This window comes from Gordonia sp. SL306 (genome assembly GCF_026625785.1).
GTDB lineage: Bacteria > Actinomycetota > Actinomycetes > Mycobacteriales > Mycobacteriaceae > Gordonia.
Window position 1 is genome coordinate 5,161,217 of the sequence record NZ_CP113063.1, and the last position, 26,956, is coordinate 5,188,172.

The window sequence follows — 26,956 nt, forward strand, 5'->3', positions numbered from 1 at the left end:
TAGTCGGCGTGAAGTCGCGCAAAAGCCCCGGATTGACTCCCGACGACCTCGAATCTCTGTCCGCAGGACTCGCCGCAGGCAAGCGGGTCACCGTCTACCTCCGTGATCCGATGCCATCGCTGAACCTCGACGCCGGAACATCGGCACGGGTGGTGTCCATCGATGGCTCCACGCTGACGGTGAGCCCGAAAGGCGTCGACGATCAATTGCCGTTCGAGGCCGACGAACTGCAGAAGACTCGTGTGACACCGACTCCCGCCACACCGTCGCGCCGGCCACCGAGCAGGGCGACGCCGGCTCCGGTACGTCCGGCGAATTCATCGAGAACCGTTACGACGGAATCGAAGTCGGAACCCGAGACCGCCCCAGAAGCCAAATCCGCGACAACGAACCCAGCGCAGCCGAGTCCCGCCCCGGCCAAAGCGCCGCGACGCTCAAAGGCGCCGACCGCCGCCGTCAGTGTCACTGTCACGTCGGCTGGCGAGAGCGCATGGACGGTGTCGATTTTCCATGGAGCCAAGAAGCAGGGGAGACCGACCGAAGTGACCGCAGATCGGGTGGCGCGAGCGATGCGCGAGCTCGGAGACGACGCCGCGATCACGGCGGTCGACGGGGTGATCGAGTCGGCTCGGTCCGCGGCCAAGAAGCGAATCGACGAGCTCAGCCACGAACTGGAAACCGCGCGAGCAGCATTGGCCCATCTCGAGGGCCAGGGACGGGACAACTGACCGCGACGTCGAGCGCGGGCATCTGTCGCGACTACCCGGAGTCGCATCCGTTCCGCATTCCACCTGGCACTATTGGGATACGTCCGTCCACCGCGTAGGGGAACCAATGAAACGACTGTTGTCGGTACTCGGATCGGTCACCGCGCTCGCCTGCGTAATCGCAGCGCCCGCACATGCTGCCGGCCCGCCAGACGCTGTCAAGATCGCGAATGGTGCGGTCGCCGTCGCGCGAGGCTCCACGATGCTTCACACCAACACGTTCGGTCCATATGGGTGCGAAGACTTCGTGGACGCCGCCTACGGCCGAACCACCGCCAACGGGATACCCCACGATGGTGCTATGGCCTTCTATCACCGCCTGGCCGCACGCGGGGAGGGGCACAGCCGGCTCCCCGCTCCGCTGGGGGCGCTGGTGTTCTCCAAAGGAGAGGACGGCGATCACGTGGACATCTCCATGGGTAACGGCCAGTACATGAGCGGCGGTGTCCAGGGCTTCGGGCCTGGTTGGGGTGATGGCACCAACAACCAGATCCTGCCGTCGGCGAATCTGGGTAACTGGCACCTCGTGGGCTGGGCGTACGCACCGTGGAGCGCGACAGGGTTGTGACCTGAGCGCACCACAGTTGGTGCGCCGCAGATATTCACTGCGGCTGCGCGGTCGGCTCGTCCCAGCGGACCGCTCGGCCTACAGCCGCAACGCCCGCAGGGTGACCTGGGCCATCTGCCGCTCGCCGAGAGCGTTGGGATGAACGGGGACCGTCTGGACGTCGGTGATCAGTGGCTCTATCCACCGCACGCCTTGTGGCTTGCAGCTGTCATGGCCGACCGATGCGGTAGCGGCGTCGACATAAGTGATACCGGTCAAGAAGGCGGCCCGGCGGATGGCGTCGTTGAGGGTTGCCTGGATGCCGTGCATGTACGGAATGTCGCCGGGTGCGATGGGGAATCCGGCGCACTGCTGCACCTTGTTGGGCAGAATCCACGGATAGGCGACGACGGCTGTTCGGGCCAGGGGAGCCCGGGACCGGACCGCGGTGAAGGCACGGAACAGCTTGGGGAATGTCTGCCGACGGACCTCGGAGGCGATGGAATCTCCGTACATGGCGCGGCACGGTGATCCTTGGCCGGCCGTAGTAGCGGCTGCGGCAACACATTTGGCGACAGTCGAACCGAACACGTCGCCATCGTTGCCGCCGATCATGAAGGTGACCAGCCGTGTTCGGAAGCTCAGGGCATCGAGTTGCGGGCGGAGGCCGGGGTACTGCGACCCGAAGAAGTCGTTTGTCTTTGCTCCGCCGCAACTCACGTCGGTCAGTCGCGCGCCCGTCCGGGCGGCAACGAGATGCGCGTAGTTGATGCTCGACTGCGCGCACTGCGGGAGTGTGCCCGGAGCAGTGGGCAACACTCCGGACCCGGCCGAGTAGCTGTCTCCGAGATTCACGTAGTCGAGCGTCGGTCCGGGCACCCGCGGTGCCGCGGACACCGAACCAGCCGGTATCGATAGTGCGATGGCGGCGGCGGTCAGGATCGAGGCCCCGAAAGTCAATGCAGATGCTCGCAAGTTCACAAATCGAGATATAACACAGATCACATTCTCTGGAAGCGATTCCGAAATCTGACAATGCCGTTGGACCGATTAAGGTGATTTTCGGAGAATCGTCGATCTCCGGCGATGCAGTTGGTGCTCAACCGAAGTCGCGGCGACCGCGGGTGCACGTCGACAAAGTGGCGCCATTGGACTTCTCGGTTACCAGACGGTCATTTAGCCAAGTGTCGCATTGAGGTTGATTGTGCCCCGCTTTCGACGTCGCCGAGGAATCGCCTAGCGCTCTGGGGGTATGTCCACCTGGACTAGGGTGAGACGGTCGGCATCGATAGTGCCTGCATGGAGGAGGTACCCGTGTATCAAGGTGACCAGTTCCGCATCATCGACGTCAGTCCAACCCGTAGACCTCGATCGACGCTCGATTGAGGGCGGAACTCACGTGGTAGTGCTCGGCCATCGTCGAAGAGTAGGCCATCGGGCCTGAAGGAGCGTCGCTATGCCAACCGTTCCCCTGTGGGTCATACGCTGGGGGTGAGACATCCAAGCTTCGTGAACCCCGCTGCGGTGGAGACGGTTCGCGACGTAGACGCAGGAGACACGCCGTGGCCAACAACTACACATCGCCTGCCGAATGGTCCCGGATGGCTCGCGCAGTCGCAGAGGCAACTGACTTGGGCATCCGGGCGGCCCGGGCGCACGACCTCGAGAATTTCGCGGACGCCGTCGAACAGCTCGAGAACCATACCGAGGCAACTCGTGACCTGCACGCCCACATGGTGCGCGAGCTGCTCGAGACCCAGTATCAGGATGGCGTGAGCGGTGACGATGTCTCCGAAGTACTGACACGCACCGTCGGCGGTGCCGGCCTCTGGAACGTGCCGGTGGATCCGTCAGCCGTCGCGATGGTGCTCACCGTCGCGCTGGGTGTGGGGGAGAGTTCCGACACCAGTGACGCTCCGGCAACCACCATCCCGCCGGCCGAGATCATCGGTGCGGCCATTCTGGTGGTCGCCGACCTGGCCGCAAGCGCTGCAATCCATCACGAGCCATCCCTGGTGCGCGCAATGGAGGAGATCCGCCGCGCGCAGACGGTGGAGATGCCCTGACGGACCGAACCGGAAGATACCCAGATCTGACCAGAAGGCTGCTGCGACGGCCAGTCGACCGAGCGTATCGTTCAGCTGACCGTCGGTGACCAGCGGATACTTCACCTGTGGCCGATCCGGCGGTGGCCCGACCTCGGCAGAGTCAGGTGATCGGAAGTGCAGCCAGCGCCAGGTCCGATCCACGCGGTCCGACTGCGCAGAGACCCACCGGAGGACCGGCAACCGGGAGGGGGCTACTCACGGCGGGACGCCCGGTGATGCCGGCAAGACACGTCAGCTGGAAGGTCCGTGCACGAGTGTTTTCGATGACGGACCCACCGATGGCTGCGCTCGAACGCATGGGTGCCGTCGACGACGCTGACGCAGGAGAAGGATCGCGTCGCCGAACACGCTGTTGATGCGGTTGCGCGCCGTGGCGAGGACTTTGTCGGCTGCGGCGAGGTCGGCTGCGGTGACACCTTTGACGCCGTCTCGAACCTGGATCGGACATCAGGATTCAGTGACGTCCAATGCTGCGAGATCCACGCTCCGTGAGCTTGCCACACTTCCCATCCCTGGCGTGCCTGAAAGGCCTTGACCCACAGAGGTAGTGCACTGGTATCGAATGAGACCGAGCGCAGCGGCATCCGTGCACCCAACCTTCTGATACCGGCGCGCACAGCATTGGCCACATCGGGACTTGCGAGGTGGATGATGCCCTCGGAGTAGACCAGCGGGACGTCGACTCCCAGTCGGGCAGTGACCTTCATGACGATCGGTTCGACCCGATACCGCTGGGAGTTTCAGCTTCTCGACGGCGAAGAGGAATCCGATCTCGCCGACCTCGATGCACTCGCGCCTCTCCTGCGACCGTGGCTCGGGGTCGTCGGAATCGATCAGCTACATCTTGCTCGCTCCGCGCATTACATCTTCCGCGCGCGTCGACGAAAGATGACAGACCGCCGCGTATCCCTCCTGGTCGATTCTGCACATCTGAGGCCACCGGTGAGCGGGCAAAGTGCGGGTGCGGGGATTCGCGACGCAGCGAATCTCTCCTGGAAGCTGGAAAGTGTATTACGGGCACTTTGCGCACGCTCGACCGCTACGACGGTCACCAGCTAGGCACTCGGCCAAGCCGACTGATCAGATTCGTTGACCTGAACCCGACGGATCCTCCGGCGCGACAACTGCCCTCGTGGCTGCGATCGGCGCCGAACGCCACGCTGTCTATTGACAGTCGCGCAAGCCGTTCGGGCCAGGTCTGCAGGACTGCCGTATCGAAAAGCAGGATCGTCCCTGGGAACTTGCTCAACCGCGCGTTTCGCGCTGCCGACCCCAACCGGGTATTGGTCACCGATTTCACCTGTGTCAGAACGTGGGCCGGCTGGGTATACGTGGTGTTCATCATCGACGTGTTCTCCCGCAGATCGTGGCCCGGCATGCCGCGACGAGCAAGGATGTCACCCTGGTGACCATTCCGCCGCGGATGGCTGTGGCAACGAGGACCCTATGGTCATCCGGTCAAAGATGGTGATTTGATACATCATTCGGACGCAGGGTCGCACTACGCCTCGACGCGGCTCACGCAGAAACTATCGTTGGAGAAAATCTCTGCATCCATCGGATCGATCGGCGACGCCTACGACAACGCGCTGATCGAGTCCGCCAACGGCCTCTACAAGACCGAATGCATCCACACGACGATCTTCCATCACGGCCCGAACAAAACCATCGCCGACGTCGAGTGCGCCACCGCAGCCTGGTCGACTGGTACAACTGCAGCCGCCTGCACTCGAGCATCGGCCTGATCCCACCCAACGAATACGAGGCGTGCCACCACGCTGGCCACGTACTCGAGCAAGCCCCCACATTGGAGGCGGCACAAACCCGGGGACATGAAGACCTCCGGTTTCAGGAGCGGTTCCTAGACAGCTCCACACCTCACTCGGAGGTCTTCCCAATGTCACGTAGACGCGCCGAACGCCTCACCCAGCGTTCCGGGGCAGTACAACTAGTCATGGGCGGTGAATTGTAACGACACGGACCCCAGTCCGACCGGAATGATGGACATCGAAGACGGATCACATCCGTTCTCGTCTTCGGTGGCGATATCGTCACCCGCAGCAGTGGCTGTGCGGCGTACAGTCGAGGGTATCGGGTCGCCCGCGTCGTCGACGCGACCGCAGGCTCGGTTGAATGCGTCCGCATCGCCGGGCGGGACAGGAGCGTCAGTCATGACGCCGACAACGTCAGCACGATCCATCAGCACCGATGCCAGGGTGTCCTTCAAGGCACAAGTCACTCGCAACGACCATGTCGACGGAGCCTGGTGGCCGCAATCGGACGACCTTCACGCTGAACTCATCACTCTCCTACACTCGGTCGAGGCTCGAGTGAATCCCGTTGCGCGAGTGGTTTTCCACATGGGGGATTGGTCACAACCCCCAGTGTCTCGGACCGTGATCGATGATCACATGGTTCGATTCGACGGATACCACGACTGGCCCACCGGTGCGGTGAAGCTTCGTGGCCCCGGCGATCGAGATGCTCTGACGCTGATGGTGATCCCGCCGGGTACCGATGCCGACGCAGCGGCCTTGGTTACCACGGCAGCGGCCGATCCGGCCAACACGATGACGATCGGCGAACTTCTCGAACAATGCACGCCGTCCCTGAACGTCGACGAGCAACCATCGAGCTGATGAGCTGAACGGGAAGCCGAACACCTACACTCACTCAACCAACCCGGTGTTGTATCGACCAATTGAACTCGCCCAGTACACGTCGACGCGGCTGACGCAGAAACCATCATCGGGGAATACCTCTGTGGCAGTTCCCCGATAGTCGGTCCAGGCCGTTCTAGAGCCAGTTCCTACGTGCAGTCGATCAGTCGATCTCGCAGCCCACGGGATGGTGTTGGTGGGTGCACCCGGCAGCGTAGTCGGCCGGGTCTGATATCCCAGGGCCGAGCGCCGGTGTCTGTGGTTGTGGTCGTCTTTGAAGTCGCCGATCACCACGCGAGCCTCCAGAAATATGCGCCAGAAGTTGCGGTTCAACACTCGTCGCGCAACCGATTGTTGAACGACTCGATGAACCCCTTGTTCCACGGCATGCCGCGCGCAATGTAGGAGATCCCCACCGACCCTGTGCAAAACGTCTGTAGGGCTTCTGAGATGAACTCAGGCCCGCTATCCAAGCGCAGCACCAGCGGCGGTATGCCAAGCGCGTTCCGGAGACGTCGGCGATGTGGGCCGCCAGGCGCTTATTGGGGCGCTGGGACTCTGACGAGCTTCGCTCATTCTGGCTCGAGTACGGGCCGAAGGAGCTGGCGGTGGCGGTGGCCACATTCAACAGGGCGGTTACCCGCCGCGGCGACGTTGCCGCCGCATCGTCCATAGCGATCGGGGATTACGGCCTCCCTGTGTGTGGGAGATTGCATTTCGCCCCGGCGGTCCCGTCTCTACCGTGCATTGGGGTTGACCTAGGCCAACCTTGAGGGCGCAACCGTGTGGGGTAGGAATGCCGACGCCGGTGCGCTGTGGATCACCAACAGAATTGGTTTTGATACTCGATGATCACGGCGACAATTGTTGCTGCGGTGATTGTTTCCGCGGCCATGCCCCTGGGTTTGGGTTTCGGATCAGCTGATCTCGGTTCGTTGTTCCCGGGATCGGTGGGTGGTGACTCGGCCCCTCCCACGTTGCAGATTCGCTATGTCGACTCGGTGTCAGTCCCCGACGACCTCCAGTTTGCCGGGTAACGCGTTGGTGGCCTGTCGGGGTTGGACTACTACAGGCCCACCGACACCTATGTGGCCATCAGCGACAACCGTGGCGAAGAGGGACCAATCCGCGCATACACGTTGAAAGTCCCTCTCGATAGGGCAGGTAAGCCCGCACAACCGCACTTCCAGCGGCTCATCCGGCTGCGCGATACCAACGGACAGCTGTACGCGCCGCGAACTGCGGACACCGAATCGATCCCGTGGACACCCAACCATCACGGCTTCGTCTACACCAGTGAGGGCGAGGCAAAGGTCGGCCGGGCCGGCTTCATCCGACAATCCGATCTCCACGGCAACGTCGTGAGGGACTTTCCGATCCCCAAGGCGTACGCACCACGACTCGGCACCGCTAACACACCCGTGTCCGTGATTCGGGACAACCTCGGATTCGAGAGCATGAGCCTGGGCCAAGGCGGCGCGACCATCGCAGCGCTGAGCGAGAACGCATTGGTTCAGGACGGCCCATCGGCCTCGGTCGACTCGTCAAGCCCGGCACGCCTGTTGAAGATTGACCGCGCCACCGGCGCCAACTTGGGCGAATTCATCTATCCCGTCGACCGTGTCGCTCCGGGTGCCCTGCCGGTGGCCACCGGCGCCTCTGAAATGCTCACCGTCGACCACGACACCTTCCTCACGCTCGAGCGGAGCCTGATCCCCGACAAGGGCTTCACCGCCAAGATCTACCAAACCTCGACCACGGGCGGGGACAACGTCGCGGGCGCGGCCTCGATCCCGAAGACCGCGACACCGACGACCAAAGAGCTGATCTTCGACTTCGGCCCAACGTCGATGTCGGCGAGTTCAATCGTGGCGCGACAGCTGCAGGAGTCGCCGCCTTGGCATGGAAGTCCGACTATCGGGGCCTGGCAGCTACCCAGTGCGATCGAGCGCTGTCGCGTACCCACCAACCTACGCATGCAGGAGGTGAGCCGGAAGAAACCTACTTCGGGCGCGAGTCGCCAAAGGCGTCGGGAAGATTCTCACTTCCGCTGACGTTGTGAAGTTCACCATCAACCACTCCATCACTGCGAGACGGGATGCGACCGATGAAAATTGAAAAGAACGTGCAGGTGATCCCGGGGTCGCCAGAGATCGTCACCCAACGACTGCGTCTGCGACCCTGGGCCGTCGAGGACGCCAATGCGGCGCTGAAGATTTTCGGCCATCGTGATGTATCCCGTTGGCTCGCACCGGCTCTGAATACGATCACGAATCGCGACGAGATGCGGAACCTCCTCGAGGCGTGGCTCTCAGAATCACCGGCGATCGACATGCCGCTCGGCCGATGGGCCGTGGAACTTCGCGAGAGTGGCGAACTCGTCGGAGCAGCCTCGCTCCTGCCATTACCTCCGGGCCGAGCTGATCTAGAGATCGGTTGGCAAATTGCGCCTGCACATTGGGGGCACGGCTTCGGCGCCGAGGCCGGACATGCCGTCGCCCACCAGGCCTTCTCCACCGATGTCACCGAGGTGTTCGCCGTGGTGCGGCCGCGCAATAACCGCGGCATCTCCACAGCCCGTCGTGTCGGGATGGAATGGGTCGGCGAAACCGACAAATACTACGGTCTCACACTGCAGGTCTACCGGTTGGCGAAGGCAGATCTGGACATATCGACACCCGGCGATGCGGAGACAGCGGGCCCAACGGAGAGCTTCAACACCCAGGCGCTGTAGGCATGAGAGTGACGGCGTAGGGATGTCGGGGGCATGAAAGAGCTTCGCAATGCCGACCGTTCCCCCGTGGGTCATACGCTGGGGGTGAGACATCCAAGCTTCGTTGAACCCCGCTGCGGTTGGGAGACGGTACGCGAGTAGACAGGAGACATGGCGCGATCACCTACCGATCACCTGCCGAATGGCCCTCGACGGCTCGCGCTATCGCGGAGGCAACTGAACGGGGCATCCGGGCGGCGCGCGTCCACGACCTCGAGGGCTTCAACGAAGCCATCGAAAGCTAGAGATACGCCCTGGGGCGCGAGAGGTACACGCGCACATGGTGCGCCAGCTACTCGAGACCCAGTATCAGGACGGCTTGAGCGGTGACGATGTCTCCGAAGTGCTCACCCGCACCGTCGGCGACGCCGTCTCCTGGGACGCGCCAATCGATCCTTCGGGTGTGGTGCTGATTCTCACCGGCGCGCTGGGCGTGGGGGGAGCAGTCCGACAACCATGACGCTCCGGCAACAACCGGTCCGCCTTCCCTGATCACCGGCGCAGCGATCCTGGTGATAGCCGACCTGGCTGCGACCGCTGCGCTCGATCACGAGCGATACCTGGTCCGCGCCGTAGAAGAGACTCGGCGTGCTCAGACAATGGAGATGCCCTGAGACCATTCGAGAACCAAGGGCAACGGCTGAACAGGCTTGGGCAGAAGGCCGCGGTGCAGCGAACTCGGAGTGCCACACTGCAAGCGCGACGCTACGCGCAATGGTCGACCGGCCGTCCGGCCATCGATCGCATCATGTGGTGCCGTGACAGGGAGCGACGCTTTCATGATCGCCGTGTGCCCCTGCGCGGACACTGGAAAGCATTTCACCACAACATTTTTCATCGCTGTCCGACCGTTGTCTTCTGACGATCTTTGGCCCACCTTTCCGCCTCTCTCGAGTGTTCGCGCCACCAGATCACGCCCACGGCTGCCACGTTGACGGCCATGAGGATGAGGTAGGAGGGTCCGCCCGCGCCGGCGGAGCGTTCGAAGGTGGGTGATTGCCCGTTGGCGAGTGTGATGTTCAGGATCGAGGTGATGAGATTGTTGACCACGTGGAAAGCGATCGGCGCTTCGAGTCCACGGCTGAGCACGGCCATCGTTGCGGTGCTGACACCGAAGACGACGTAATAGGCGAACAGCCAGGGATCGGCGGAGCCGTGGACAAGGGCGAACAGGATGCTGGAGACGGCGATCCCCAAGCCGAGCGCCGGGCAGACGGCGCGGACCCAGGATGCGGTCGCCGGCATGATCAGTCCCCGGAAGATGACTTCCTCGCCGGCGGACTGTAGGGGAGCGGTGAGCACCGTGACCGCCAGTAGCGCAACAGTTGTCCCGGTGATTCCGAACCCTGCCCATTGTGTCGATTCGGGTGCGATCAGCGCGGTGGTAACCGCTCCGGCCGCGATGAGGACAGTCGACAGCGCCCCGTAGACCGCGAAGCGGCGAAGGTCGAGACTTCGTTTGAAGCTGAGCAGACTGCGCCACGGGACCTGCACGGCCCGAGCGGTCACGACAAGCGCGATGAGCGCAGTCGCTGCGACGCTGAGATTGTTCGCCAGCTGAGTGGTCGGGGCCATCTCGGAGGTGAACATCTGGTCGCGTCCGTCGATGAGAGAGGACACGGCGTAAAACGCGAGCTGCATCCCGAGGAACAGGATCAGAATTCCCGGCACGAGCAAGGCAGGCTTCCACCACTCCATACCCAGATGGGCGCCATAGCGGCGGTTGGCACGCAAGCCCTTCGACATCACTGGTCTCCTTTCGATAGTCGTCGTCAGTTCCCGGCCGCGTCGAGGAGCCAGTGGTAGCGCAGACGCAACGCTCGTTCGGTGCTCGCGATTGCGGCCGCTACACCGAGACTCGCGTTGAGCCACAGCGGAAGCGTGATCAGCGGCTCGATGCGTCCAAAGCGGTCTGCGATTGGCGGGACCTCGGCGAGCGGCACGACGATCTGCTGCGCCAGTAGGCCGATGCCCACCAGGAGCACCAGGATCGACGTTGCCGCGACGAGGCGGCTCGCCGCCGGGTGATTCAGGCCGAAGCGTGCACGCCGTCCTTCCGACGATCGTGGGTCAGGCGTCAGTTGGCGCTCGCCGCCGCCCTCGGCGACGAAGTGACAACGCTTGATCCCAGCCCCGCTCATGGCAACCTCGATCACCCCGCCGTCGATGGGAAACGCCACGGGCAATCGTCCGACCGCCTCCTGACGGCCGTCGCAGTAGAGCTGAGCCCTCACCTCGCCGGAGGACTGGTTGCCCCAATGACGCACGTCCACCGAATATCGTTGTGACTGAACGTCTTCATGGGTCTGCGCGAGATGAAACAGGGCGCGGCCCGGCAACTGCCACCACCGGAAAGGTTCGAGCATCCGGCCGTCACCGGGTTCGACGCGCTTCTGAGCGCGCCAACGTTGCCACTGCTGGAACATCGAGTCCTCCTCGGGTACGGCGACCCACTAACACGGTGTACTAGTTCGGACGTCTTCAAACTAGCACGCCGTACTAGTACGATGTGCTGCTAGGAGGTGAGGTGCCATCATGAACAACGAGAACGTGCCGAGCACACCTGAGCGGATTCTTGCCGCAGCAGCGGCGATCATCAACGAAGAAGGCTTGGGTGCGCGTCTCAGCGTGCGAACTGTCGCTGCGCGCGCCGGGGTGAGTACCGGGTCGCTGCGCCACCATTTCCCTACGCAGCAGGACCTTCGGGATGAGGTGATGCATCGCATCTATGACTGGATCGCGCCCGCCGACAACATCCACGACACCTCGATCCCGGCCCGGGACCGTCTGGTGCATTGCCTGCAGCAGGTCCTGGGGTTGATCGGCAGCGGACCAAATGCACGGTCCTCGATGGTCGACATGGTTCGAACGTTCATAGATGGCGAACAGACCGACCAGACGCGCGAGGCCTACCTCGCCATCGAGAATGACAGCCAACGAAGGATTGAGGCCTGGTTGAAGATAGTGGCCGACGAAGGCACACTTTCGCAGGAAGTCATTCCCGACCACGCTCGCTTCCTCTACACCGTCGTCAACGGCCTCGGGCTCGAACGCGCACTGCCGGCGGAGGATTCGATCGCAAATCGAGAGCTGACGACCCTCTACATCGCGGTGGACTCCGTACTCGACACATGAACTCAATCGACAAATGAATGAGTCGTCGGTGACCGGCGGTGACAGAAGGGCCCGGCATCCATCGCTCCGCCGAATGCTCGGTGAGTCTCGCGGCGCAGCGGCAGCGGCCCTCGAACTCTTGCAGCACGGCTGGTCGGCGTCGATACCGATGCTCTGGGCGTCGCCAACGCACGGAATCGGGCATGACGTCCCGATGGGTGGGAGCCGATGTAGCCCAGGCATTTCCACGTCTGCTTCGGTGGGGTGCGTCACCGTGGATGCCTTGTGGACACCTCGAAGTGACTCCTCACGATGAAAGGCGTTTCGTTCATGCGAGTTCGATCGTTCAAATTGTCATGCGCCCTGGTGGCGGCCGCTATCACGGCGACGTTGAGTGGGACATTCGCGGGACCCGCGACGGCCGCACCCGCAACGGGCGAAATGTTCGTCACCCTTGTCCGGCACACCGAGTCCGCAGGAAACGCCTCCGGCCTCATCGACACATCCGTACCCGGCCCCCATCTGACCGCTCGCGGGCAGGCGCAGGCCGACAAATTGGCCGTCGAACTGACCGGGAACAAGTTTGATGGCGCCTACGCCTCGAACATGGTGCGGACACAGCAGACTGGCGCCCCGACCGCCACGCGTCACCACCTCGCGATCAATGTGCAACCCGGATTCCGCGAGATTGAGGCCGGCATCTACGAGGGCACTCCCGAGGCGGCTGCGATGGGCGGCTATCTGACCGCGCCGATCAAATGGCTGTCGGGCGATCTCAATGCCCGAATCCCGGGCTCTATCGACGGTCACGAGTTCGACGCCCGCTTTGATCAGGCCCTGGCCACCGTACAGCGCAGCGGCAGCAAACGTCCCGTGATCTTTTCCCACGGTGGCACCATCATGTTCTGGTCCATGATGAACGCGAGCAACGCAGATCCCGGCAAACTGCGCAGCGACCCGATGCGCAATGGTGGACACGTCGTGCTCAAGGGCAGCCCCAAGAAGGGCTGGAAGATCATCGAGTGGGTGGGAAACCCCGACCTCGGCTAGCACGGCGACCACCAGGCGATCGATCTGCACGCGGCTTTACCGACGATCTCACAGTAGGAACGGTCGATGGGGGTCAAACCTCGTGCGCGGGACCACCACCGTCACCTCTCCGAGGACGACCTGACAGACCGGCCAGTTGTCTCGGTGCGGATCTCCGCTCGAGCGGGGTAGTGGTGAAAGGCGACCACGACTCCGGTGAGCGCTTCGCCGGAATCTCCGTGGGCGCCCTCGAGAACTACGGAATCGATGCGTTCTCGGTCGCCGAGATGGACGGTCATGGTCATCGCCGGTCACGACCCTCATCTGGTTCGTCGGGGACCGGAATGGATTGCTCCAGTGCATCGGCCTCGTCGACGTCTGGCGGTTGCGGGTGACGGCCAAAAGGCAGGCGATGAGTGCGCGAGCTCGCGACGAAATCATCTATCGGTCACCCCCTCGAAAGATTCCTCGCCCATCGAATCGTACGCAGCTCCCTACGGCGTCACGCGCCGGTCTCGCGGGAGCGTTCGGCGACCGGTTTCGACTCTGGCGAGCCCTTCTGGCGAAGGTAGATCGAGCCACCGATGATCGCGGCGACGGCGATGAACTCGCTCTGCCAGTTCTGCATCGACTCGAACCAGAATTGGGCGGTGCCGAGGTAATCCCACACCGAGACGGTCGGTTGGCCATGGTCGAGCTGTTCGCTGTTGTAGGCCGCGGCCCCACCGACGGCGTGGAGTGCGAACGAGGCGAAGAAGAGGACGAAGAATGCGCCGGCGAGGCTGTTCTGGTAGATGGTCAGCCAGATGCCGCCGCGGCGCACCGGCCAGGGACTGCGTGGGTCGGCGTGCACCGATCGCGGGTCTTGATCTTGTGGTGAGGTCTCGTGTGGTGGTTTCGACTCTGACGAGCCCTTCTGGAACAGGAAGATCGTGAGAACCACGTACATCGCCATCTGGAGGAACTCGGACTCCCAGTTCTCGAAGACCGCCTCGACGAAATCACCGGTCCGCAGATAGGACCACACGCTGATCGCCTCGGTCGCGCCGTGTTCCATTTGTTCGGAATTGTAGTGGCGCACCCCGGCCATGATCATCCCGACGAAGAAGACCGCGAACAGCGCCAGACAGGTCAGCAGAAGGCCATTCTCGTAGGCCCACGTGCGCAATCGCCGCCGTCGATGTCTCGGTTGGTCAACCGTTGCCACAGGCTGACAGTACCTGCGATCAGACGGACGGCACGGCTCACCAGATGGATCCGGACTTGTTTGAGCCGGCCCGCGATGTGGCACTCAGTGTCCACCCGAACCGAAGAAGGCCGCCCCCATGGACGCCCGGCGGACGCTCCGTGATCGCCGCGAGCGGCGTGGTCGTCGACGAGAAGCTCGTCCGGCCGCCCGTCGTACCGGTGGCGCGGTACTCGGGTCTGCCGTATCTGGTGCCGCTCGTCGAGCACGATGTCGAGGGCCCGCGTCATCTGGTCGTGACGGTCGACCACACACGAGTGCCGACATCGCCGTGGTCGACGGCGACGCCACCATGGCAACAGAAGCCGTTCAGGCCGTGGGCCATCCGGTACACAAAGCGGCCGGAGCCGAGACGCCCAAATGTGGCGGCCGGCAACAGAGGAGCGACAAGCAGAACCGCAGGAACATTCGTGAGGTCGCCGAGCGGCTCAGCGCGACGTCGACAGGGAGAAGCCCACGGTGGTGTTCATCGTCGGCGGGACGCGTCGAGGTCGGACATGGCATCGGTGGTTTCGGAACGAGTGGGCGAGCTCGTTGATGTGCACACAGGGTACGTCACAGTGGTGACGACCACGACGCCGTTACGCGGGCGGTCACCGAGGAGTTCGAGCGCAGGCGGAACGCGGTGATCGCCGACGCCGCAGACAGATACGTCGCAGAGGCGGGTCGCCGGTGGGGACTGGCAGCCGAAGGACTGACCGCGGTGTGTGGAGCGCTGCGCAACGGCGAGGTCGAGACCTTGTTGATCGGCGATCTGGAAGCGGCGACCGTCGTCGACGGAGGGGCCTCAGCTCGGTGACACCCACTCCGGAGAAACTGTCGGAACTGGGTCTCGCGCCGCAACGCAGCCTGCCCGCGGACGAAGCGTCCCGGTGGCGGCGGTGGCCCTACGCCTGCGTTTCCTCGTCGATCGCTACATCGGAGGCCATCTCGAACTGCGCGATGGTCGCAGGCGGCTACCCGTGACGTTCTGGGGCCAAACGTCCGTCCATCGTCGTTTCGAACCGCAGGAGACCGGGTAGATCTACCAGATGACGTCCAACAATTCGGCCGATGGCCTGCGGATCGTGGTCTGCGGGGCGACCGGGAATGTCGGTACCAGCGTGATCAGCGAGTTGCTCCGGCACGATGACGTGGCGGACATCCGTGGCATCGCACGCCGGCCGGCGAGTTGGACGGCACCGAAGCTCTCGTTCACCGCCGCGGATGTGGCCCGCTCGGATCTGAGACCGCTGTTGCGTGGCGCCGACGTCGTCATCCACCTGGCATGGCTGTTCCAGCCGACCAGGCATCCCGAGGTGACGTGGCAGAACAATGTCGGGGGAGCCATCAAGGTGTTCGAGGCGGCAGCGGCAGAGAACATCCCCGCGGTCGTTTACGCGTCTTCCGTTGCCGCATATTCGGAGGCGGATCCGAGCCGACGGGTCGATGAGGGCTGGCCGACCGACGGGTGGGGCGCGGCGGCATATCCGCGTGAAAAGGCGTATGTGGAAAGGTGGCTCGACGGTTACGAGCATCGCCATCCGAGTATTCGTGTCGTCCGGATGCGGCCTGCCTTCATCTTCAAACGGACCTCGGCGTCCTCCCAACGGCGCCTGTTCGGCGGGCCGTTCGTGCCCGGACGTTTGGTCCGGCCACAGTCGTTGCCCGTGGTGCCCCGGGTGCGCGGGCTGAGCGCGCAGGTGGTTCACACCGACGACGTCGCAGCGGCATATGCTTGCGCAGCGCGGACTTCGGTGCGGGGTGCCTTCAACCTCGGTTCGGAACCCGCGGTGGACTCGGACTTCCTGGCGCAATACTGCGCCGCGCGGACGATTTCGGTATCACCGCGGCTGCTCACGACTGCACTCGGGATCGCCTGGCGCTCTCGGCTGGTCCCCGCCACTCCTGGCCTGTTCGACACCGTGATGCACCTACCTCTGCTCGACAGCACACGAGCACGAGAGGAACTGTCCTGGGAACCGCGCGATCCGCGGGCGGTGCTCGACGAGTTCGTCGACGGCTTACGGGCAGGAGCAGGCGACGCGACACCGCCACTCGCGCCGGACAGCGCACGACGACGCCTACACGAAGTACACACCGGTGTCGGTGAACGCGAGAACTGACGCCGTCACACACCCAGTGGACCCGACAAATCGCACCGACGAGGAGCCCCGATGTCGACAGATGCAATCGTCATCCTGAAAGACGACCACAAAGAGATCAGGAAACTCTTCAGGGATTTCCGCAGCGCCGGTCCCAACGCGACGAAGACCAAGCGGGACATCGTCGGAAAGATCATCGAAGCGCTCACCGTGCACACATATATCGAGAACGAATGTATGTATCCAGCGGTACGTGAGGCCGTCCCCGACGTCGAGGACGACATCCTCGAATCGTACGAAGAACATCACGTCGCCGACCTGCTCGTGATGGAGCTCGTCACGATGAAACCCGAAGACGAAAGATTCGATGCGAAGACGACCGTACTGATCGAGAATGTCGAACACCACATCGAAGAAGAGGAATCCGAGTGGTTCCCGCAGGTGCGTAAGGCCCTGGGCCGTAAAGAACTTCAGCGCCTCGGTGGGGAATTGCTCGAGCTGAAGAAGACCGCCCCGCGCTCGCCGGCGCAGCCTTCCGCACTGAAGAAGACGCTCGACGCGATCGTCAAATAGACTCGAGGACTCATAGACGGAGGTGAGTTGTGACTGGCGACGACGTGGAGCGGATCTGCGCTGACATCGCGGCCAAGGCCGAGGGCAGGGGCGTGCGCATCGGGGTCGCCGAATCGCTCACCGGCGGCAACATTGCCGCCCGGCTGAGTCGTGCGCGTGGGTCGGGGGAGTGGTTCTCCGGTGGCATCGTCGCCTACCGGCCGGAGGTCAAGTACGGCCTCCTCGAGGTGCCGGACGGCCCACTGGTCTGCGCGGCTGCGGCTGCGGCGATGGCGCGGAGCACGGCGCGGCTGTTGAGCGCTGACCTCGTGGTAGCGGTCACGGGCGAGGCCGGACCCGATCCGCAGGAGGACGAGCCCGGCACGGTCTGTTTCGCACTGTTCGACGGCGGCGAATCCGCGAGCGCTGAGCAGTGTTTCAGCGGCGAGCCCGGCGAGATCGTTGCCGCCACGGTCCAGCACGCGCTACTCATGCTGTTGTCACGGCTGGCCGAACGATCAGGGCAATAAGCGATCTCCAAGGCTGCTGGACAGAACCTTGGAGATCTGGCCGTGACGAGCACCCGGGTGACCGCCGCGGTTGTGGTGAGAACTACCCATGGGCGTGGTCTGGTAAACCACCTGTGCAGGCGAGCGTCATGCCATCGGCTGTACCCGTTGAGTGCTGGTCTGACACATCTCGATCGCGCGGGACAGAGTTGCAAGCATGCCCAACTCGGCGTCTTCGCGGGCGTTCCGCGGAACGTGGTTCCGCCTCGTCATCCGCAGCACCCACATGGCGTCGCGGACGGCGGTTATGTTCAGACTCGCCGCAGCCAGAGCCGTTGACGGGCGACCCGTCGTAACCCGTCGACCTCGTGGTCGGGCTCGCTCTGTTCGGTGACCTCGAGAATGTGAGTGAAAAACTCGGTCTCGTCCATCCCAAACCGATCTCTGATCAGGGCCGGCGGTCCTCCTCCGTATCGTGCCCATTGTGCTGCGAAAGCCAGGAGCTCACGTTCTGGCGCTCGGTGTGTGGTTGAACTCATGCCCTGTCTCCGACATCAGGCGATTCGGATCTGGCGGAATGGTCATGAGCCGATCGACCGCTGTCCATGACTGCGGTCCACCAATCATGCAGGGGCGAGGGATCTGGCCACACCACATCAGAGGGCGGACCGCCCTGGGATTTCCCCGTCATGGTTGGCACTCCAGGAGTAATGACTTCTTGATTCGGGTTGACGGCCATACGTTGGCCTTCTCTCAAAATGGTTCGACGTGGCCAGCATTCTTTGGCTGTGTGAGAGTGTCCGCAACAGGCGGGTGCCAAACATTCCACCCCCGGCACGCGGCATCGTCGTGGATTCGGGAACGCGGATCAACGAGCTTGCGATCACAGCCACAGTCATTCGACATGGCTTGGCGCGGCATCACACAACAATGCGACAGCGAGATTCGCTGGGGGCGGGGGATTGCCCCGCTTGGACTGAGCGGGGCAATCCCCCCAGGCGGCACAGGCTTGCATACCTGCGCTCATGGGACAGATCGGGTCAGTCGGGTCTGGTGGTGATCGCCTGCGGATGGTCGGTGGCTTCGACGGCGATCTTGCGTGGCTTTGCCTTCTCAGCCAGCGGGATCGTGAGGGTCAGCACCCCGTTGTCGTAGTTGGCTGTGATTCCAGCGGTGTCGATGCCCTCGCCCAGCGACAGCTGACGCCGATAGGCACCCGAGAAACGCTCGCTGGTCAGCCAGTGCACGCCCTCTTCCGAGGGTGTACTGCGCTGCGCCGACAGGGTGAGCACCCCGTTGTCGACGGCGACATCGATCGATCCCGGATCAGCCCCGGGTAGGTCCGCAACGAGCATGTAGTGGTCATCGACCTTGTACAGATCCAGCGGCATGAACCGCGGTGTGCGCTGAGTACCGGCCACCGAGCCGGTCATCAATCCACGAGCAAGCGCATCAACATCGCCGAACGGATCAAAACGAAGCACAGCTACTCACCTCCTGAACATCAGGCTGCCCGCCACCCGTTGACGAGCAGCACACGCTGTACGACAACGAAAATAGCACCATCAACCCGGATGCGCTAGCACTCCTCAGCAAAGAGTGCCAGCGGTGCGATTGATTGCAGTCTCGCGCTTGAGGGAGCTGGAAAGTCAAGGAGGACAGCATGACCGACGAAACAGTCGGCGCCGGAAACCGGGAGACGATCCGATCCCTTCGTCCCTTGCGCCTGCCGGCGCCGGGCAGCAGAGCCCCGCTCGCTGTGGTCACGCGTGATCTGCTCGAAGTCGTCTGGCACTGAACTCACACGATCATCACGACGATTCCGATGAGCGTACCGATACCGCCGCCGGAACCGCCGGTTCAGCAGACGCTGCGGATGCGACAAGCCCAAAGGTCTGCGGCGTGTGCGGCGGGGTGGCGCCTGATGGAACGCCCACGCCCGAGTCGAGATCGGGAGTGGTTTGTGGATCGGGGTCCGGATCAGCTGGAGGATCGTGCTCTGGGATGTGGTCGGACAAGAGATCTCCTCGGATTTGTCGAACGCCGGATTGAGGCGAACGTAGGTATCCGGCTACCCACGACGCGATCGACCACACCTCGGGACCATGGGTCGGCGTTTACCGTTATGTGCCATGGGGCAATCCTTCGTCGCCGCTCGAGAACTGGGGCGGGAGAGGCGTTCGTGTGGTCGAAGCCGCGGCGGGCGATCGACTCGGGTCATTTGGCATCCGCGGCTCGTTGCTGAAGGAGGTGCGAAGTGTCAGCACAATTCATCTGCGCAACTTGCTGCGCCGACCCGACGAACGCAGCCAACGTGCGGCAATGTCGACGACGAACAGCGAGCGTCAACAGGTGCGGCCGGGAATCCGGCGGCGGATGGACACCTTCACCGATCAGGCCGCCTTCGTCCTGGGGCGACGCAGCGAACTCCTGGCCACCAACTCACTCCTCGACGCTCTACTCACTCCGTTCATCGACGAGCCGTCAGAACAACGCACGCAACCTCCTGCGATGGCTGCTCACCGACCCTGCTGCCCGCCGACTCTACCTCGACTGGGCGCAGGTCACCTCCGAAGTCGTCGGGGTGCTGCGTGCAGAAGCAGCTCGCCACCCGAATGACCCGCTCCTGCAGGACTCCTCACTGGCCGCGAGATCAAAATGCTGAAGATATGCAGTAAAGAGCGTGACCAAATCCAGCGCACTCTCCCAATTGATTGGTCCTTGCTGGGCGGTGGAGGAGTTGGCAAAGGACGCAAGCAAGAATCGGCTGGCGGAAAGCAACTGCGCGTCGCGTTAGGTGGTCTGCCCGGCAGTGGTCGCCGTCACTGACCGAGTTGCACAGCAAGAGCGCCCGAATGCGCCGCCTAGAGGCCGGAGACCAACTGTTTGACCTTCTGTCCCTCGGCAGCCGAGAGCCCATCGTTGATCTGGACGAACACCAAGGCGTTCGACGATCCGTATCGGTTCGGCCCGGCGAGCGCCGCAACCTCGTCGTACGCCGCAACGGTCTTATCGTAGATTTTGCTGTCCGAGAACACCAGGAGACGATGCCGCTCTCGAGAACGGTTTGTTCATCAAACCTACTCTGTATGATCAAGTGCCCAACCGATCCCGGCTTGCGCAAGAAGAAATCTTCGCCCCGGTGGGCGCAGTCATGACCTTTCGCACCGAAGACGAGGCTATTGCGCTGGCGAACGATATTCCCTACGGATTGACGGCCGGTTTCTGGACCACCGACCTCGACCGTGCTCACCGTCTGACACCGGCACTGCGCGCCGGTGTGATCTGGATCAATAAGTGGCGTCTTCACACCACAGCTGCCGTTCGGCGGCTTCAAATCCAGTGGTGTAGGGCATGAGACTGGCCTCGATGCACTCGAGCAGTACACCGAGAAGAAAGCGGTCTACCTCGGCATGACCCCCCGCTAAGACCGGCTGGCCCGTCGTGCGCGGCAACACGACGGGCCAGCAACCCACCAAGAGTGGCATCGATGCTCGGATCGTCCCGGCATCCGGTGCGTTTGAGCTCGACTAAGAACAGCTCAGGGTGGTGGACAGAGGTCCAACGTGCACCATGTTCACCGCCCCCAGCCCGACGTTTGCCATCGATTGCCTCTCGATCGTGCGCTCACCCCACGATGGTCAGTGCGCAAAAGATGCGGTTGCGGCCGACGACCGCGCGGCTATCGAACGTCTGGCGATATGGCCTATCGAGCTGGTCGTTTCGATACGTGCATGGTGATGGTGGCGGTGACGAAGGCGTGTCCGTGGGCGTCGAGGACGTCGACCGGGACGGACAGTTCGGTGGGTTCGTCGGTGAAGGTGGGGATGGAGTCGAGACGAGCCACCGACGAGACAGCGGTGGTGGCTGCGGTCTTGTACCGGACGCTCATGCCCACTGGTATCCATCGGTGGGTGGACGGCATGGTGGCGTCGGTCATCATCCCTGCGGCGAGCTCGGCCATGTTGCACGAGGCAATGGCGTGGTAGCTGCCCAGATGGTTGCGAACGCTTCGCCGGTTCGGTGCGGAGACTCGGCACAATCCGGGGCGCAATTCCTCGATCCGCGGATGCACGCTCCGGAAGTAGGGCGCCTTTAAACACAGTGCCTGGGTGAAGATCCTGTTTCCGAAGGGTATGCGTTGCAGCGTGTTCCAGATCTTCAAGTTCGTGCCGGCAGGTGCGGTGCTGGTGGTCATGGGACGTCCTGATGTCGCGGCGGATCGATCAGTTTCGGCCTTGTTGCAAGGCAGTGGTGACCGATGTGTACATGGTGGTTTTGATGGCTCCGAGCGTGTCTGGATTCTTGCCGAGAATCGGTGTGAGCCGGGCGGTCGCGACGTCGACGAGGTCAGCTTCTGGTGCTGTGTCGTCGACGATGCCAGCTGACAGTGCCTCGGGACCGCTAAACCGGCGCCCGGTCGTCATGGCAGTCAGTGCCGCCTGAGGGCCAAGCTTGGCTTGAATGAGGGCGGCCATTCCGGGCGTGAAGGGAATGTTGATGTCGACCTCGGGAAAGCAGAAGTAGCCGCGGTCGTCGCGCATCACCCGATAGTCGTGCGCCGTTGCGAGCATGGCGGCTGCGCCGAAGGTGTGGCCGTTGACCGCCGCTACGGTGGGGAGCGGAAATGTCAGGATCCGGCCGAACAGAGTGTGTACCTGATCGACGTACCATTCGGAACGGTCACCGTGAGTCAGGAGCCAGTCGAGATCTAGCCCGTTGGAGTAGAACTTTCCCGATCCGGTGGTGATGAGCCCCTGGGCGTTGGCGTTTGCGGCAGTCAGGTGCGCGTTAACGGTGTCGAGCCAGTCGGGGGAGAACCTGTTTTCATTGTCGCCGAGGTTGAGTACGGCGATGGTGTCGTGATATTCCAGGGTCGCGGTCATGGGACATCCTTTCGAAGTTGGCGTGATGGTTTGGCTGGCGGAGGGTCGATGGTCAGCACAGCTCGTACGGCAGCGGCGAGCCGTTCTCGTGCCTGGTGATCGGCAGTCTGCTTGCCGCGCAACAGCAAAGCGGTGGGCAATTCAACAACGCAGTCACGGATGACCGCGACCGCATACCGGTCGACCCGATCCCACAGATTCCGGGAGAGCCCGATGAGCAGGTCGCCCAAAGTCTTGTCGAGTGTGCGCAACTCCTCGGCGATGTCGGCGGGAATGTCGCTTGAACCCAAAAGCTCATCGCGGCGCACGGTGAGGAGAAACCGAGCCGAGACGGGATGCTCGATCAGAAACAAGGCAGGCGTGTCGGCCGCTGCGACCACCGCATCTACCGCCATGTCACGACTTGAACCGCCGGCGAGTGCCTCATTGACGGTGTTCCGCTGCAGCGCAAGGAACTGCCGAGCCGCACGCACCCACACCCGCCCAACCAACCCTGCCCGCGAACCGAACGCGTTGTAAATAGCGCCATTCGACACCGACGTTGCCTCAGAAAGAGCCCGAACAGTGACAGCCGCCGGCCCGACATCGACGGCCAACTTCTCGGCGACGTCCAACAAATGGTCGTGGTCGTGAACGCGGGGGCGTGCCATGAACCCACCATAACAGAGCACCTGCTCTGAAACCTAGCGCGATGGTTGCGAGCAGGCCGGGCCATAGCGATGACCGTGAGAAGTGTCCATTGGTGTGAATCAGATCGACTACGCCGTTAATTGACTCTCCATCGCGGGCGGTGACACAGGGCTAGGCCCGTTCGTTTCGTCACTGGTGACGAAATATCTTGTGGGACAGGAGGAACTGGTAACGAGACGTGTTGAAGTGAGACGAGTAGACCCCGCGCAGCCATTGGTTGCTGTTGGCGGCCAATGGCTAGGTTTCGTGTGGACGGCCGACGCCGAGACCGTTTGTTCTACACTCGGGGCATGGGGAGTTGCCGTTGCAGGTGAGTGCGGTCGTCTTCGATTGCGATGGGCTCCTGCTCGATACGGAGACATGCTGGTCGCGCGCAGAAGCTTCATTGTTCGCCGATTATGGGTACGGGTTCGGGCCTGCGGAGAAGGATCTCCTGATCGGACGAACGCTCGAGGCTGCGTGCGCGAACATGGCCGACTTAGGGCGCCCAGGTACTGGCCCCGAGCTGCAGGGCCCTGTTGCCACGGGTAGAGCAAGAACTCGCTGTCGGAGTCGAACCTATGCCCGGTGCCGTCGAGCTTTTGAAACTTCTGGCAGGCCGGGTGCCGCGCTCGGGGTGGCGACCAACAGTCAACGGGGCATGCTCGACGCGGCGCTCGCCGCAGCATCGATTGCCAACTTTTTCGCGGTCTCTGTGGCCGCCGACGAGGTCGCCCACCCCAAGCCGAACCCGGAACTGTACCTCCGTGCGTTCGAGCAGCTGTCGGCTTCACCGCGCACCTGTGTCGCACTCGAGGACTCGTCGACGGGCGTCGCAGCAGCGCGAAACGCCGGTGCTTACTTGATTACCGCTCCGTCTCAGCAAGGAAAGAAGCTCGAGGGAGACCTTGTTGCTTCCGCGCTCGATGACCCTCGTATCGTCGAGTGGGCGCTCACTGTCGACACGATGTGACCGCGCGGGTCAGTGTTCTCCATTATCGGGCGGTGTTCGTTTTTTGAACTGGCTGCGGAGTTCGCTCTCTAAGGCTGCCTGGGCGGACGTGAGCGCCCGACGCGTTGTGCCGATTGGTGCACGAAAGGCGCAGTGCAACAGATTCTTTCATCTATTTGAACTCGTCCTACTTAACTGGTAACGAGACGTGTTGAAGTAGGACGAGTAGGACCTAGGACTGCGTCTAGCCCCTTGCATCTGGTGCCGGCGGCAACTCGTCCCGAACGCCGAGTTCAGTCCGGCGGCTGGGCCTCCGTTAAAGGGGTCGGGGCCATCGCCGTGAAGGTGATCAGAACCGGCACTGTCGGCACCGGACGCAATGATGGACGAGTGAACTTCGATCAGATAGCCCGTATGGATGACGGCGCACCACGCGTCGCGCGCATCGATGACGTGCCAGCCCTGTTCTACCTCGGTATCGAAGCACGACGTGAGCTCTGGGGCCACGTCGGCCTCGTGCCCACACTTGAGTGGCTCTCCCGCATCTTCGCTGACCTAGACCTGTCACGCATGACCAACAGTGATGACGAGGTTGTGCTCGCGTTTCTATCCGAGGTCAGCGAACCAGCCAGCGCGCAGACTACCGGCTTGCTGGCTCACGGCAACGCTGTGCTGCATCCGATGCCGTTGTTCCTGGCAATCAAGGAAGTCATAGCGTGGGCCGATGTGGACGGAGATGCCGTGCCCACGAGTGATGAACTCCTTGCAGTCTTTCTGAGTCTGTCGGCCGAAGCTCATGAGGCGGCCATGCCGACCGAGGGGGCAGGATTTGACCAGGTGCTCGCCGAGATGACGCTGACCCGCCTGACCCAAACGGCGCTGCTGTATCCCGAACCACTAGAACTTCTGTCGGCGTCGACGGAGGGGATCTGGTACCGAGGTTGGTCAGACAGGACCTCGGCCAAGGTCAAGCGCAGCCTGGCCAAGCGTCCAGCCGCGCAGTGGGCCGAGATCACCGGGGTTGATCTCGACGACTTCCTGTCACTCGGGTGGTTGTTCTACAACCTTTGGAAGCACGAAGGATTCACGTGTATCGAGCCTGAATTCTTCGCTCAATACGCCGTTGCACCAGAGGCCGTCGACTTCCTGATGGACCATTGCACAGTGTCGATCGCAGAGCTGCGCACACAGCTGGCGCAGGAACGATCCGAGAACGCGTCGCTGTGGACTCGATACAAGCTTCAACAGACCCCATTTGTGCGTATCGACGACGGCACACTGCTGCCTATGAGATTTCAGTACGTGATCCAGCGCATCTTCGGAGACCATCTCTACCTCGAGACCGAACACATGCTACGTGCGACCGACTCGAAGAAGGCCGACCACTACGCGGAGGCGATGCGGAACATCTTCGAGGAACGCGTTGGCGAGGTCCTCCGACGCATCTGTACCTACGACGAATCGGGGGAGACAGTCCTCGTTGAAGAAGCCGAGATGAAGCGAGTCTGGCGAACGAACAAGTCGACGCTGCCGAAGATCTGCGACTTCGCGCTCTTTCGTGGGCACGGTTGCATTCTGATCGATGCCAACATGCGTAACTTGCCCCAACCGTTCGCGGAAGGCGAGGCGACGATCGAATCGCTACAGCTAGAGATCGAACAACGGTTCACAACAACCAAGTTCCGACAGTTACTCAGCACCGTCGAACTCTTCATGAACCGCGGCTGGAACAGGCTGCGTACGGCGGTCACTGGCCGCACCAGATTCGTCCCGATCGTGGTTGTTCCCGACGCGGGAATCCCGGGCGACATCGCGGTCGAGAACGCTGTGTACACCAGAGCATTCGGCCTGGTAGTTAAGTACAACGAGAATCCCAACATCACCAAGGTCCACGTGCCAGCGATTCTCACCTGGCGTGACCTACTCAGACTCGATGGACTAGCCGAACGCGGCGTCGACATCTTTGTCCTGCTCAAACGCTGGCGCGACATTGACGCTCTGGGTCGGTTCGGCCGTGAGCAACTACCTGTGCCGTTGAGTGAGTTCCTAGATCGTCGATACCCGGACTCACCGATGAGTCAGCGTGAGCACCGGCGAGGGTGGGACCTGTTTGAGCACCTTCGTTCCCACGTAGAGCAACACGCGATCGCGGCTGCTCCCGCGGCCCTTCGCCAGACGTTGGCAGCAGAGTTCGCGCACCAACGACGCCAGCTGCCGACATTCGACAACCGACACGAGTTCACCGAGCGCGATGGCCGCGCCATGAGAATCACCAACAGTTCATCGGATTGCGATTGAGGGGAACGATAACGGCTACAACAGATCCACTGTTGGCTTGTAGTGCGGCGGCTACGGGAGCGACCCAAGAAGCGGAAAATACGCTGTCTCACAAACACTTTCAATCGTCCTAGTTAACTGGTAACGAGACGTGTTGCAGTTGGGCCTGCGCGTCGAGGCATCCCGGCTTCCTTCGTTTGCTCAGCGAGTGCGCAGACGGTTCGTTCTTCCCGTTTGCTGGGTCGGTATCGTCTCCATAATGGAGCCCCGACAGCTCGACCGCTTGATCGAACAAGTTGTATCCGAAGCAACAACGTGGATGGGCGATGACGCCAGTGACTCACGACGCGAAAACGCTGCACACACCTGGTCACGTTTCCTCCAAGCGCTCAACGCGCCAGCGAGTATCGCGTGGCGCCTACACAATCCGGACACCGACGATGATCGGCTGCTACAGAGGCTCGACGCACCCCTAGTGGACCTCTTAGCTTGGGCATGCGACGTGACGACCGCCGCACTCGCTGGAGACGATTCACACGATGGCGTATTGCCCTACCTACGGTCCGGACTCCTGAACCACTTCACCACCGAGATCAGCAAGCCGTTCACCAACCTGTCTATGCCGGAAATCGCTGAAGGCGAATGGGTAGAGCCGGCGGCAATAGCCCTGAGCGACTTCTTGGACCAAGTACTCACTGAATACCCGGTCGCAGAGACAGCCATCCCTGTGACGGGGGAGATGTTCCTAACTCCGCCCGAACAGTCCACACAACTCTTCACATC

31 protein-coding genes and 3 pseudogenes are annotated in these 26,956 nt (G+C 62.6%); 22 read left to right on the plus strand and 12 right to left on the minus strand.

Annotated features, from left to right (window positions below):
- The first annotated feature begins 8 nt into the window (after nucleotides 1–8).
- Complete coding sequence (locus OVA31_RS23650) at nucleotides 9–728, plus strand: DUF6319 family protein (RefSeq protein ID WP_420714112.1); 720 nt, start codon at nucleotides 9–11, stop codon at nucleotides 726–728.
- A gap of 241 nt (nucleotides 729–969) precedes the next feature.
- Nucleotides 970–1,335, plus strand: a complete 366-nt coding sequence (locus tag OVA31_RS23655; protein ID WP_267628964.1) for a hypothetical protein — start codon at nucleotides 970–972, stop codon at nucleotides 1,333–1,335.
- Nucleotides 1,336–1,413: 78 nt separating this feature from the next.
- Here OVA31_RS23655 and OVA31_RS23660 read toward each other — a convergent pair whose 3' ends face one another.
- Nucleotides 1,414–2,211: an SGNH/GDSL hydrolase family protein gene (locus tag OVA31_RS23660; protein WP_267628965.1), complete on the minus strand. Its 798-nt coding sequence runs from the start codon at nucleotides 2,209–2,211 to the stop codon at nucleotides 1,414–1,416.
- Between the two features lie 665 nt (nucleotides 2,212–2,876).
- Here OVA31_RS23660 and OVA31_RS23665 point away from each other — a divergent pair.
- The 4 genes from OVA31_RS23665 to OVA31_RS23680 all read left to right on the plus strand — a co-directional run bounded on the left by OVA31_RS23665 (nucleotide 2,877) and on the right by OVA31_RS23680 (nucleotide 6,061).
- Nucleotides 2,877–3,380 (plus strand): hypothetical protein, encoded by a 504-nt coding sequence (locus tag OVA31_RS23665; RefSeq protein ID WP_267628966.1) that lies wholly within the window; start codon nucleotides 2,877–2,879, stop codon nucleotides 3,378–3,380.
- 747 nt (nucleotides 3,381–4,127) lie between these two features.
- Complete coding sequence (locus OVA31_RS23670) at nucleotides 4,128–4,481, plus strand: FAD-dependent monooxygenase (protein WP_267631682.1); 354 nt, start codon at nucleotides 4,128–4,130, stop codon at nucleotides 4,479–4,481.
- Between the two features lie 476 nt (nucleotides 4,482–4,957).
- Nucleotides 4,958–5,167 (plus strand): integrase core domain-containing protein, encoded by a 210-nt coding sequence (locus OVA31_RS24805; protein WP_420714113.1) that lies wholly within the window; start codon nucleotides 4,958–4,960, stop codon nucleotides 5,165–5,167.
- A 426-nt stretch (nucleotides 5,168–5,593) separates the two neighbouring features.
- Nucleotides 5,594–6,061 carry a DUF5994 family protein gene (locus tag OVA31_RS23680; protein ID WP_267628967.1) on the plus strand — a complete coding sequence of 156 codons (468 nt, stop codon included), beginning with the start codon at nucleotides 5,594–5,596 and terminating at the stop codon, nucleotides 6,059–6,061.
- Nucleotides 6,062–6,411: 350 nt separating this feature from the next.
- Here the strand turns inward: OVA31_RS23680 and OVA31_RS24810 are convergent, their stop codons facing one another.
- Nucleotides 6,412–6,564, minus strand: a complete 153-nt coding sequence (locus OVA31_RS24810) for an integrase core domain-containing protein (RefSeq protein ID WP_420714114.1) — start codon at nucleotides 6,562–6,564, stop codon at nucleotides 6,412–6,414.
- 567 nt (nucleotides 6,565–7,131) lie between these two features.
- Between OVA31_RS24810 and OVA31_RS23685 the strand changes: the two genes are divergently transcribed.
- From OVA31_RS23685 to OVA31_RS23695, 3 genes are all read left to right on the plus strand, one after another.
- A complete protein-coding gene (locus tag OVA31_RS23685; protein ID WP_267631683.1) occupies nucleotides 7,132–8,136 on the plus strand; it encodes an esterase-like activity of phytase family protein in 1,005 nt (334 codons plus the stop codon).
- A gap of 53 nt (nucleotides 8,137–8,189) precedes the next feature.
- On the plus strand, nucleotides 8,190–8,816 hold the full coding sequence (locus OVA31_RS23690) for a GNAT family N-acetyltransferase (protein WP_267628968.1): 627 nt from the start codon (nucleotides 8,190–8,192) through the stop codon (nucleotides 8,814–8,816).
- A 319-nt stretch (nucleotides 8,817–9,135) separates the two neighbouring features.
- Nucleotides 9,136–9,315: a hypothetical protein gene (locus OVA31_RS23695; RefSeq protein ID WP_267628969.1), complete on the plus strand. Its 180-nt coding sequence runs from the start codon at nucleotides 9,136–9,138 to the stop codon at nucleotides 9,313–9,315.
- 374 nt (nucleotides 9,316–9,689) lie between these two features.
- Here the strand turns inward: OVA31_RS23695 and OVA31_RS23700 are convergent, their stop codons facing one another.
- Both OVA31_RS23700 and OVA31_RS23705 read right to left on the minus strand, forming a co-directional pair.
- The gene (locus OVA31_RS23700) at nucleotides 9,690–10,601 is read right to left on the minus strand and encodes a CPBP family intramembrane glutamic endopeptidase (RefSeq protein WP_267628970.1); all 912 of its coding nucleotides are present in this window, start codon (nucleotides 10,599–10,601) and stop codon (nucleotides 9,690–9,692) included.
- A gap of 26 nt (nucleotides 10,602–10,627) precedes the next feature.
- Nucleotides 10,628–11,281 carry a hypothetical protein gene (locus tag OVA31_RS23705; RefSeq protein WP_267628971.1) on the minus strand — a complete coding sequence of 218 codons (654 nt, stop codon included), beginning with the start codon at nucleotides 11,279–11,281 and terminating at the stop codon, nucleotides 10,628–10,630.
- Nucleotides 11,282–11,390: 109 nt separating this feature from the next.
- On the opposite strand from OVA31_RS23705, the gene OVA31_RS23710 reads away from it, so the two are divergent.
- Entirely contained in the window at nucleotides 11,391–11,990 is a 600-nt protein-coding gene (locus OVA31_RS23710; RefSeq protein ID WP_267628972.1) for a TetR/AcrR family transcriptional regulator, read from the plus strand.
- A 420-nt stretch (nucleotides 11,991–12,410) separates the two neighbouring features.
- A complete protein-coding gene (locus tag OVA31_RS23715) occupies nucleotides 12,411–13,019 on the plus strand; it encodes a histidine phosphatase family protein (protein WP_267631684.1) in 609 nt (202 codons plus the stop codon).
- Nucleotides 13,020–13,500: 481 nt separating this feature from the next.
- Here OVA31_RS23715 and OVA31_RS23720 read toward each other — a convergent pair whose 3' ends face one another.
- Complete coding sequence (locus OVA31_RS23720; RefSeq protein WP_267628973.1) at nucleotides 13,501–14,205, minus strand: DUF6766 family protein; 705 nt, start codon at nucleotides 14,203–14,205, stop codon at nucleotides 13,501–13,503.
- Between the two features lie 118 nt (nucleotides 14,206–14,323).
- On the opposite strand from OVA31_RS23720, the gene OVA31_RS24815 reads away from it, so the two are divergent.
- The 5 genes from OVA31_RS24815 to OVA31_RS23740 all read left to right on the plus strand — a co-directional run bounded on the left by OVA31_RS24815 (nucleotide 14,324) and on the right by OVA31_RS23740 (nucleotide 17,410).
- Entirely contained in the window at nucleotides 14,324–14,782 is a 459-nt protein-coding gene (locus OVA31_RS24815) for a hypothetical protein (protein ID WP_420714115.1), read from the plus strand.
- A gap of 87 nt (nucleotides 14,783–14,869) precedes the next feature.
- On the plus strand, nucleotides 14,870–15,043 hold the full coding sequence (locus OVA31_RS23725; protein WP_267628974.1) for a hypothetical protein: 174 nt from the start codon (nucleotides 14,870–14,872) through the stop codon (nucleotides 15,041–15,043).
- Nucleotides 15,044–15,275: 232 nt separating this feature from the next.
- On the plus strand, nucleotides 15,276–16,349 hold the full coding sequence (locus tag OVA31_RS23730) for an NAD-dependent epimerase/dehydratase family protein (protein WP_267628975.1): 1,074 nt from the start codon (nucleotides 15,276–15,278) through the stop codon (nucleotides 16,347–16,349).
- Nucleotides 16,350–16,400: 51 nt separating this feature from the next.
- Nucleotides 16,401–16,901 (plus strand): hemerythrin domain-containing protein, encoded by a 501-nt coding sequence (locus OVA31_RS23735; protein WP_267628976.1) that lies wholly within the window; start codon nucleotides 16,401–16,403, stop codon nucleotides 16,899–16,901.
- A gap of 29 nt (nucleotides 16,902–16,930) precedes the next feature.
- Nucleotides 16,931–17,410 (plus strand): CinA family protein, encoded by a 480-nt coding sequence (locus OVA31_RS23740; RefSeq protein ID WP_267628977.1) that lies wholly within the window; start codon nucleotides 16,931–16,933, stop codon nucleotides 17,408–17,410.
- Nucleotides 17,411–17,700: 290 nt separating this feature from the next.
- Here OVA31_RS23740 and OVA31_RS24820 read toward each other — a convergent pair whose 3' ends face one another.
- The gene (locus OVA31_RS24820; protein ID WP_420714116.1) at nucleotides 17,701–17,928 is read right to left on the minus strand and encodes a DUF3263 domain-containing protein; all 228 of its coding nucleotides are present in this window, start codon (nucleotides 17,926–17,928) and stop codon (nucleotides 17,701–17,703) included.
- Nucleotides 17,929–18,429: 501 nt separating this feature from the next.
- Nucleotides 18,430–18,873: an Hsp20/alpha crystallin family protein gene (locus tag OVA31_RS23745; RefSeq protein WP_267628978.1), complete on the minus strand. Its 444-nt coding sequence runs from the start codon at nucleotides 18,871–18,873 to the stop codon at nucleotides 18,430–18,432.
- A 179-nt stretch (nucleotides 18,874–19,052) separates the two neighbouring features.
- On the opposite strand from OVA31_RS23745, the gene OVA31_RS23750 reads away from it, so the two are divergent.
- Nucleotides 19,053–19,187, plus strand: coding sequence for a hypothetical protein (locus OVA31_RS23750; protein ID WP_267628979.1), 135 nt, complete (start codon nucleotides 19,053–19,055; stop codon nucleotides 19,185–19,187).
- A 13-nt stretch (nucleotides 19,188–19,200) separates the two neighbouring features.
- Here the strand turns inward: OVA31_RS23750 and OVA31_RS23755 are convergent, their stop codons facing one another.
- Complete coding sequence (locus OVA31_RS23755) at nucleotides 19,201–19,485, minus strand: DUF6480 family protein (RefSeq protein WP_267628980.1); 285 nt, start codon at nucleotides 19,483–19,485, stop codon at nucleotides 19,201–19,203.
- A gap of 226 nt (nucleotides 19,486–19,711) precedes the next feature.
- On the opposite strand from OVA31_RS23755, the pseudogene OVA31_RS24825 reads away from it, so the two are divergent.
- Both OVA31_RS24825 and OVA31_RS24830 read left to right on the plus strand, forming a co-directional pair.
- Nucleotides 19,712–19,852: pseudogene (locus OVA31_RS24825) on the plus strand (transcriptional regulator); the annotation flags it as partial.
- Nucleotides 19,853–19,880: 28 nt separating this feature from the next.
- Nucleotides 19,881–20,054, plus strand: a pseudogene (locus OVA31_RS24830) (transcriptional regulator); the annotation flags it as partial.
- Between the two features lie 199 nt (nucleotides 20,055–20,253).
- Here the strand turns inward: OVA31_RS24830 and OVA31_RS23760 are convergent.
- Nucleotides 20,254–20,427: a hypothetical protein gene (locus OVA31_RS23760; RefSeq protein ID WP_267628981.1), complete on the minus strand. Its 174-nt coding sequence runs from the start codon at nucleotides 20,425–20,427 to the stop codon at nucleotides 20,254–20,256.
- A gap of 59 nt (nucleotides 20,428–20,486) precedes the next feature.
- Here OVA31_RS23760 and OVA31_RS24835 point away from each other — a divergent pair.
- A pseudogene (locus OVA31_RS24835) lies at nucleotides 20,487–20,817 on the plus strand (aldehyde dehydrogenase family protein).
- Between the two features lie 278 nt (nucleotides 20,818–21,095).
- Here the strand turns inward: OVA31_RS24835 and OVA31_RS23770 are convergent.
- From OVA31_RS23770 to OVA31_RS23780, 3 genes are read right to left on the minus strand one after another with little or no spacing between them, the layout of a single operon-like run.
- The gene (locus OVA31_RS23770; RefSeq protein WP_267628982.1) at nucleotides 21,096–21,587 is read right to left on the minus strand and encodes a hotdog fold domain-containing protein; all 492 of its coding nucleotides are present in this window, start codon (nucleotides 21,585–21,587) and stop codon (nucleotides 21,096–21,098) included.
- Nucleotides 21,588–21,615: 28 nt separating this feature from the next.
- Nucleotides 21,616–22,275, minus strand: a complete 660-nt coding sequence (locus tag OVA31_RS23775; RefSeq protein WP_267628983.1) for an enoyl-CoA hydratase/isomerase family protein — start codon at nucleotides 22,273–22,275, stop codon at nucleotides 21,616–21,618.
- Nucleotides 22,272–22,925: a TetR/AcrR family transcriptional regulator gene (locus OVA31_RS23780; protein WP_267628984.1), complete on the minus strand. Its 654-nt coding sequence runs from the start codon at nucleotides 22,923–22,925 to the stop codon at nucleotides 22,272–22,274. The genes OVA31_RS23775 and OVA31_RS23780 overlap by 4 nt, the downstream gene beginning before the upstream one ends.
- 350 nt (nucleotides 22,926–23,275) lie before the next feature.
- Here OVA31_RS23780 and OVA31_RS23785 point away from each other — a divergent pair, with 350 nt between their 5' ends.
- Both OVA31_RS23785 and OVA31_RS23790 read left to right on the plus strand, forming a co-directional pair.
- Nucleotides 23,276–23,917 (plus strand): HAD family hydrolase, encoded by a 642-nt coding sequence (locus tag OVA31_RS23785; RefSeq protein ID WP_267628985.1) that lies wholly within the window; start codon nucleotides 23,276–23,278, stop codon nucleotides 23,915–23,917.
- Between the two features lie 231 nt (nucleotides 23,918–24,148).
- The gene (locus tag OVA31_RS23790) at nucleotides 24,149–26,194 is read left to right on the plus strand and encodes a hypothetical protein (RefSeq protein ID WP_267628986.1); all 2,046 of its coding nucleotides are present in this window, start codon (nucleotides 24,149–24,151) and stop codon (nucleotides 26,192–26,194) included.
- Nucleotides 26,195–26,956 lie beyond the last annotated feature (762 nt).

What these genes read in the sequence shown, in the direction of transcription:
- OVA31_RS23710 (WP_267628972.1), top strand. Translation starts at nt 11,391, where the DNA reads ATGAACAACGAGAACGTGCCGAGCACACCTGAGCGGATTCTTGCCGCA.
- OVA31_RS23705 (WP_267628971.1), bottom strand. Translation starts at nt 11,281, where the DNA reads ATGTTCCAGCAGTGGCAACGTTGGCGCGCTCAGAAGCGCGTCGAACCC.
- OVA31_RS23700 (WP_267628970.1), bottom strand. Translation starts at nt 10,601, where the DNA reads ATGTCGAAGGGCTTGCGTGCCAACCGCCGCTATGGCGCCCATCTGGGT.
- OVA31_RS23670 (WP_267631682.1), top strand. Translation starts at nt 4,128, where the DNA reads ATGACGATCGGTTCGACCCGATACCGCTGGGAGTTTCAGCTTCTCGAC.
- OVA31_RS23655 (WP_267628964.1), top strand. Translation starts at nt 970, where the DNA reads ATGCTTCACACCAACACGTTCGGTCCATATGGGTGCGAAGACTTCGTG.
- OVA31_RS23730 (WP_267628975.1), top strand. Translation starts at nt 15,276, where the DNA reads ATGACGTCCAACAATTCGGCCGATGGCCTGCGGATCGTGGTCTGCGGG.
- OVA31_RS24820 (WP_420714116.1), bottom strand. Translation starts at nt 17,928, where the DNA reads ATGAGTTCAACCACACACCGAGCGCCAGAACGTGAGCTCCTGGCTTTC.
- OVA31_RS23780 (WP_267628984.1), bottom strand. Translation starts at nt 22,925, where the DNA reads ATGGCACGCCCCCGCGTTCACGACCACGACCATTTGTTGGACGTCGCC.
- OVA31_RS23680 (WP_267628967.1), top strand. Translation starts at nt 5,594, where the DNA reads ATGACGCCGACAACGTCAGCACGATCCATCAGCACCGATGCCAGGGTG.
- OVA31_RS23750 (WP_267628979.1), top strand. Translation starts at nt 19,053, where the DNA reads ATGACCGACGAAACAGTCGGCGCCGGAAACCGGGAGACGATCCGATCC.
- OVA31_RS24815 (WP_420714115.1), top strand. Translation starts at nt 14,324, where the DNA reads ATGGACGCCCGGCGGACGCTCCGTGATCGCCGCGAGCGGCGTGGTCGT.
- OVA31_RS23735 (WP_267628976.1), top strand. Translation starts at nt 16,401, where the DNA reads ATGTCGACAGATGCAATCGTCATCCTGAAAGACGACCACAAAGAGATC.
- OVA31_RS23690 (WP_267628968.1), top strand. Translation starts at nt 8,190, where the DNA reads ATGAAAATTGAAAAGAACGTGCAGGTGATCCCGGGGTCGCCAGAGATC.
- OVA31_RS23695 (WP_267628969.1), top strand. Translation starts at nt 9,136, where the DNA reads ATGGTGCGCCAGCTACTCGAGACCCAGTATCAGGACGGCTTGAGCGGT.
- OVA31_RS23715 (WP_267631684.1), top strand. Translation starts at nt 12,411, where the DNA reads ATGTTCGTCACCCTTGTCCGGCACACCGAGTCCGCAGGAAACGCCTCC.
- OVA31_RS23770 (WP_267628982.1), bottom strand. Translation starts at nt 21,587, where the DNA reads ATGACCACCAGCACCGCACCTGCCGGCACGAACTTGAAGATCTGGAAC.
- OVA31_RS23775 (WP_267628983.1), bottom strand. Translation starts at nt 22,275, where the DNA reads ATGACCGCGACCCTGGAATATCACGACACCATCGCCGTACTCAACCTC.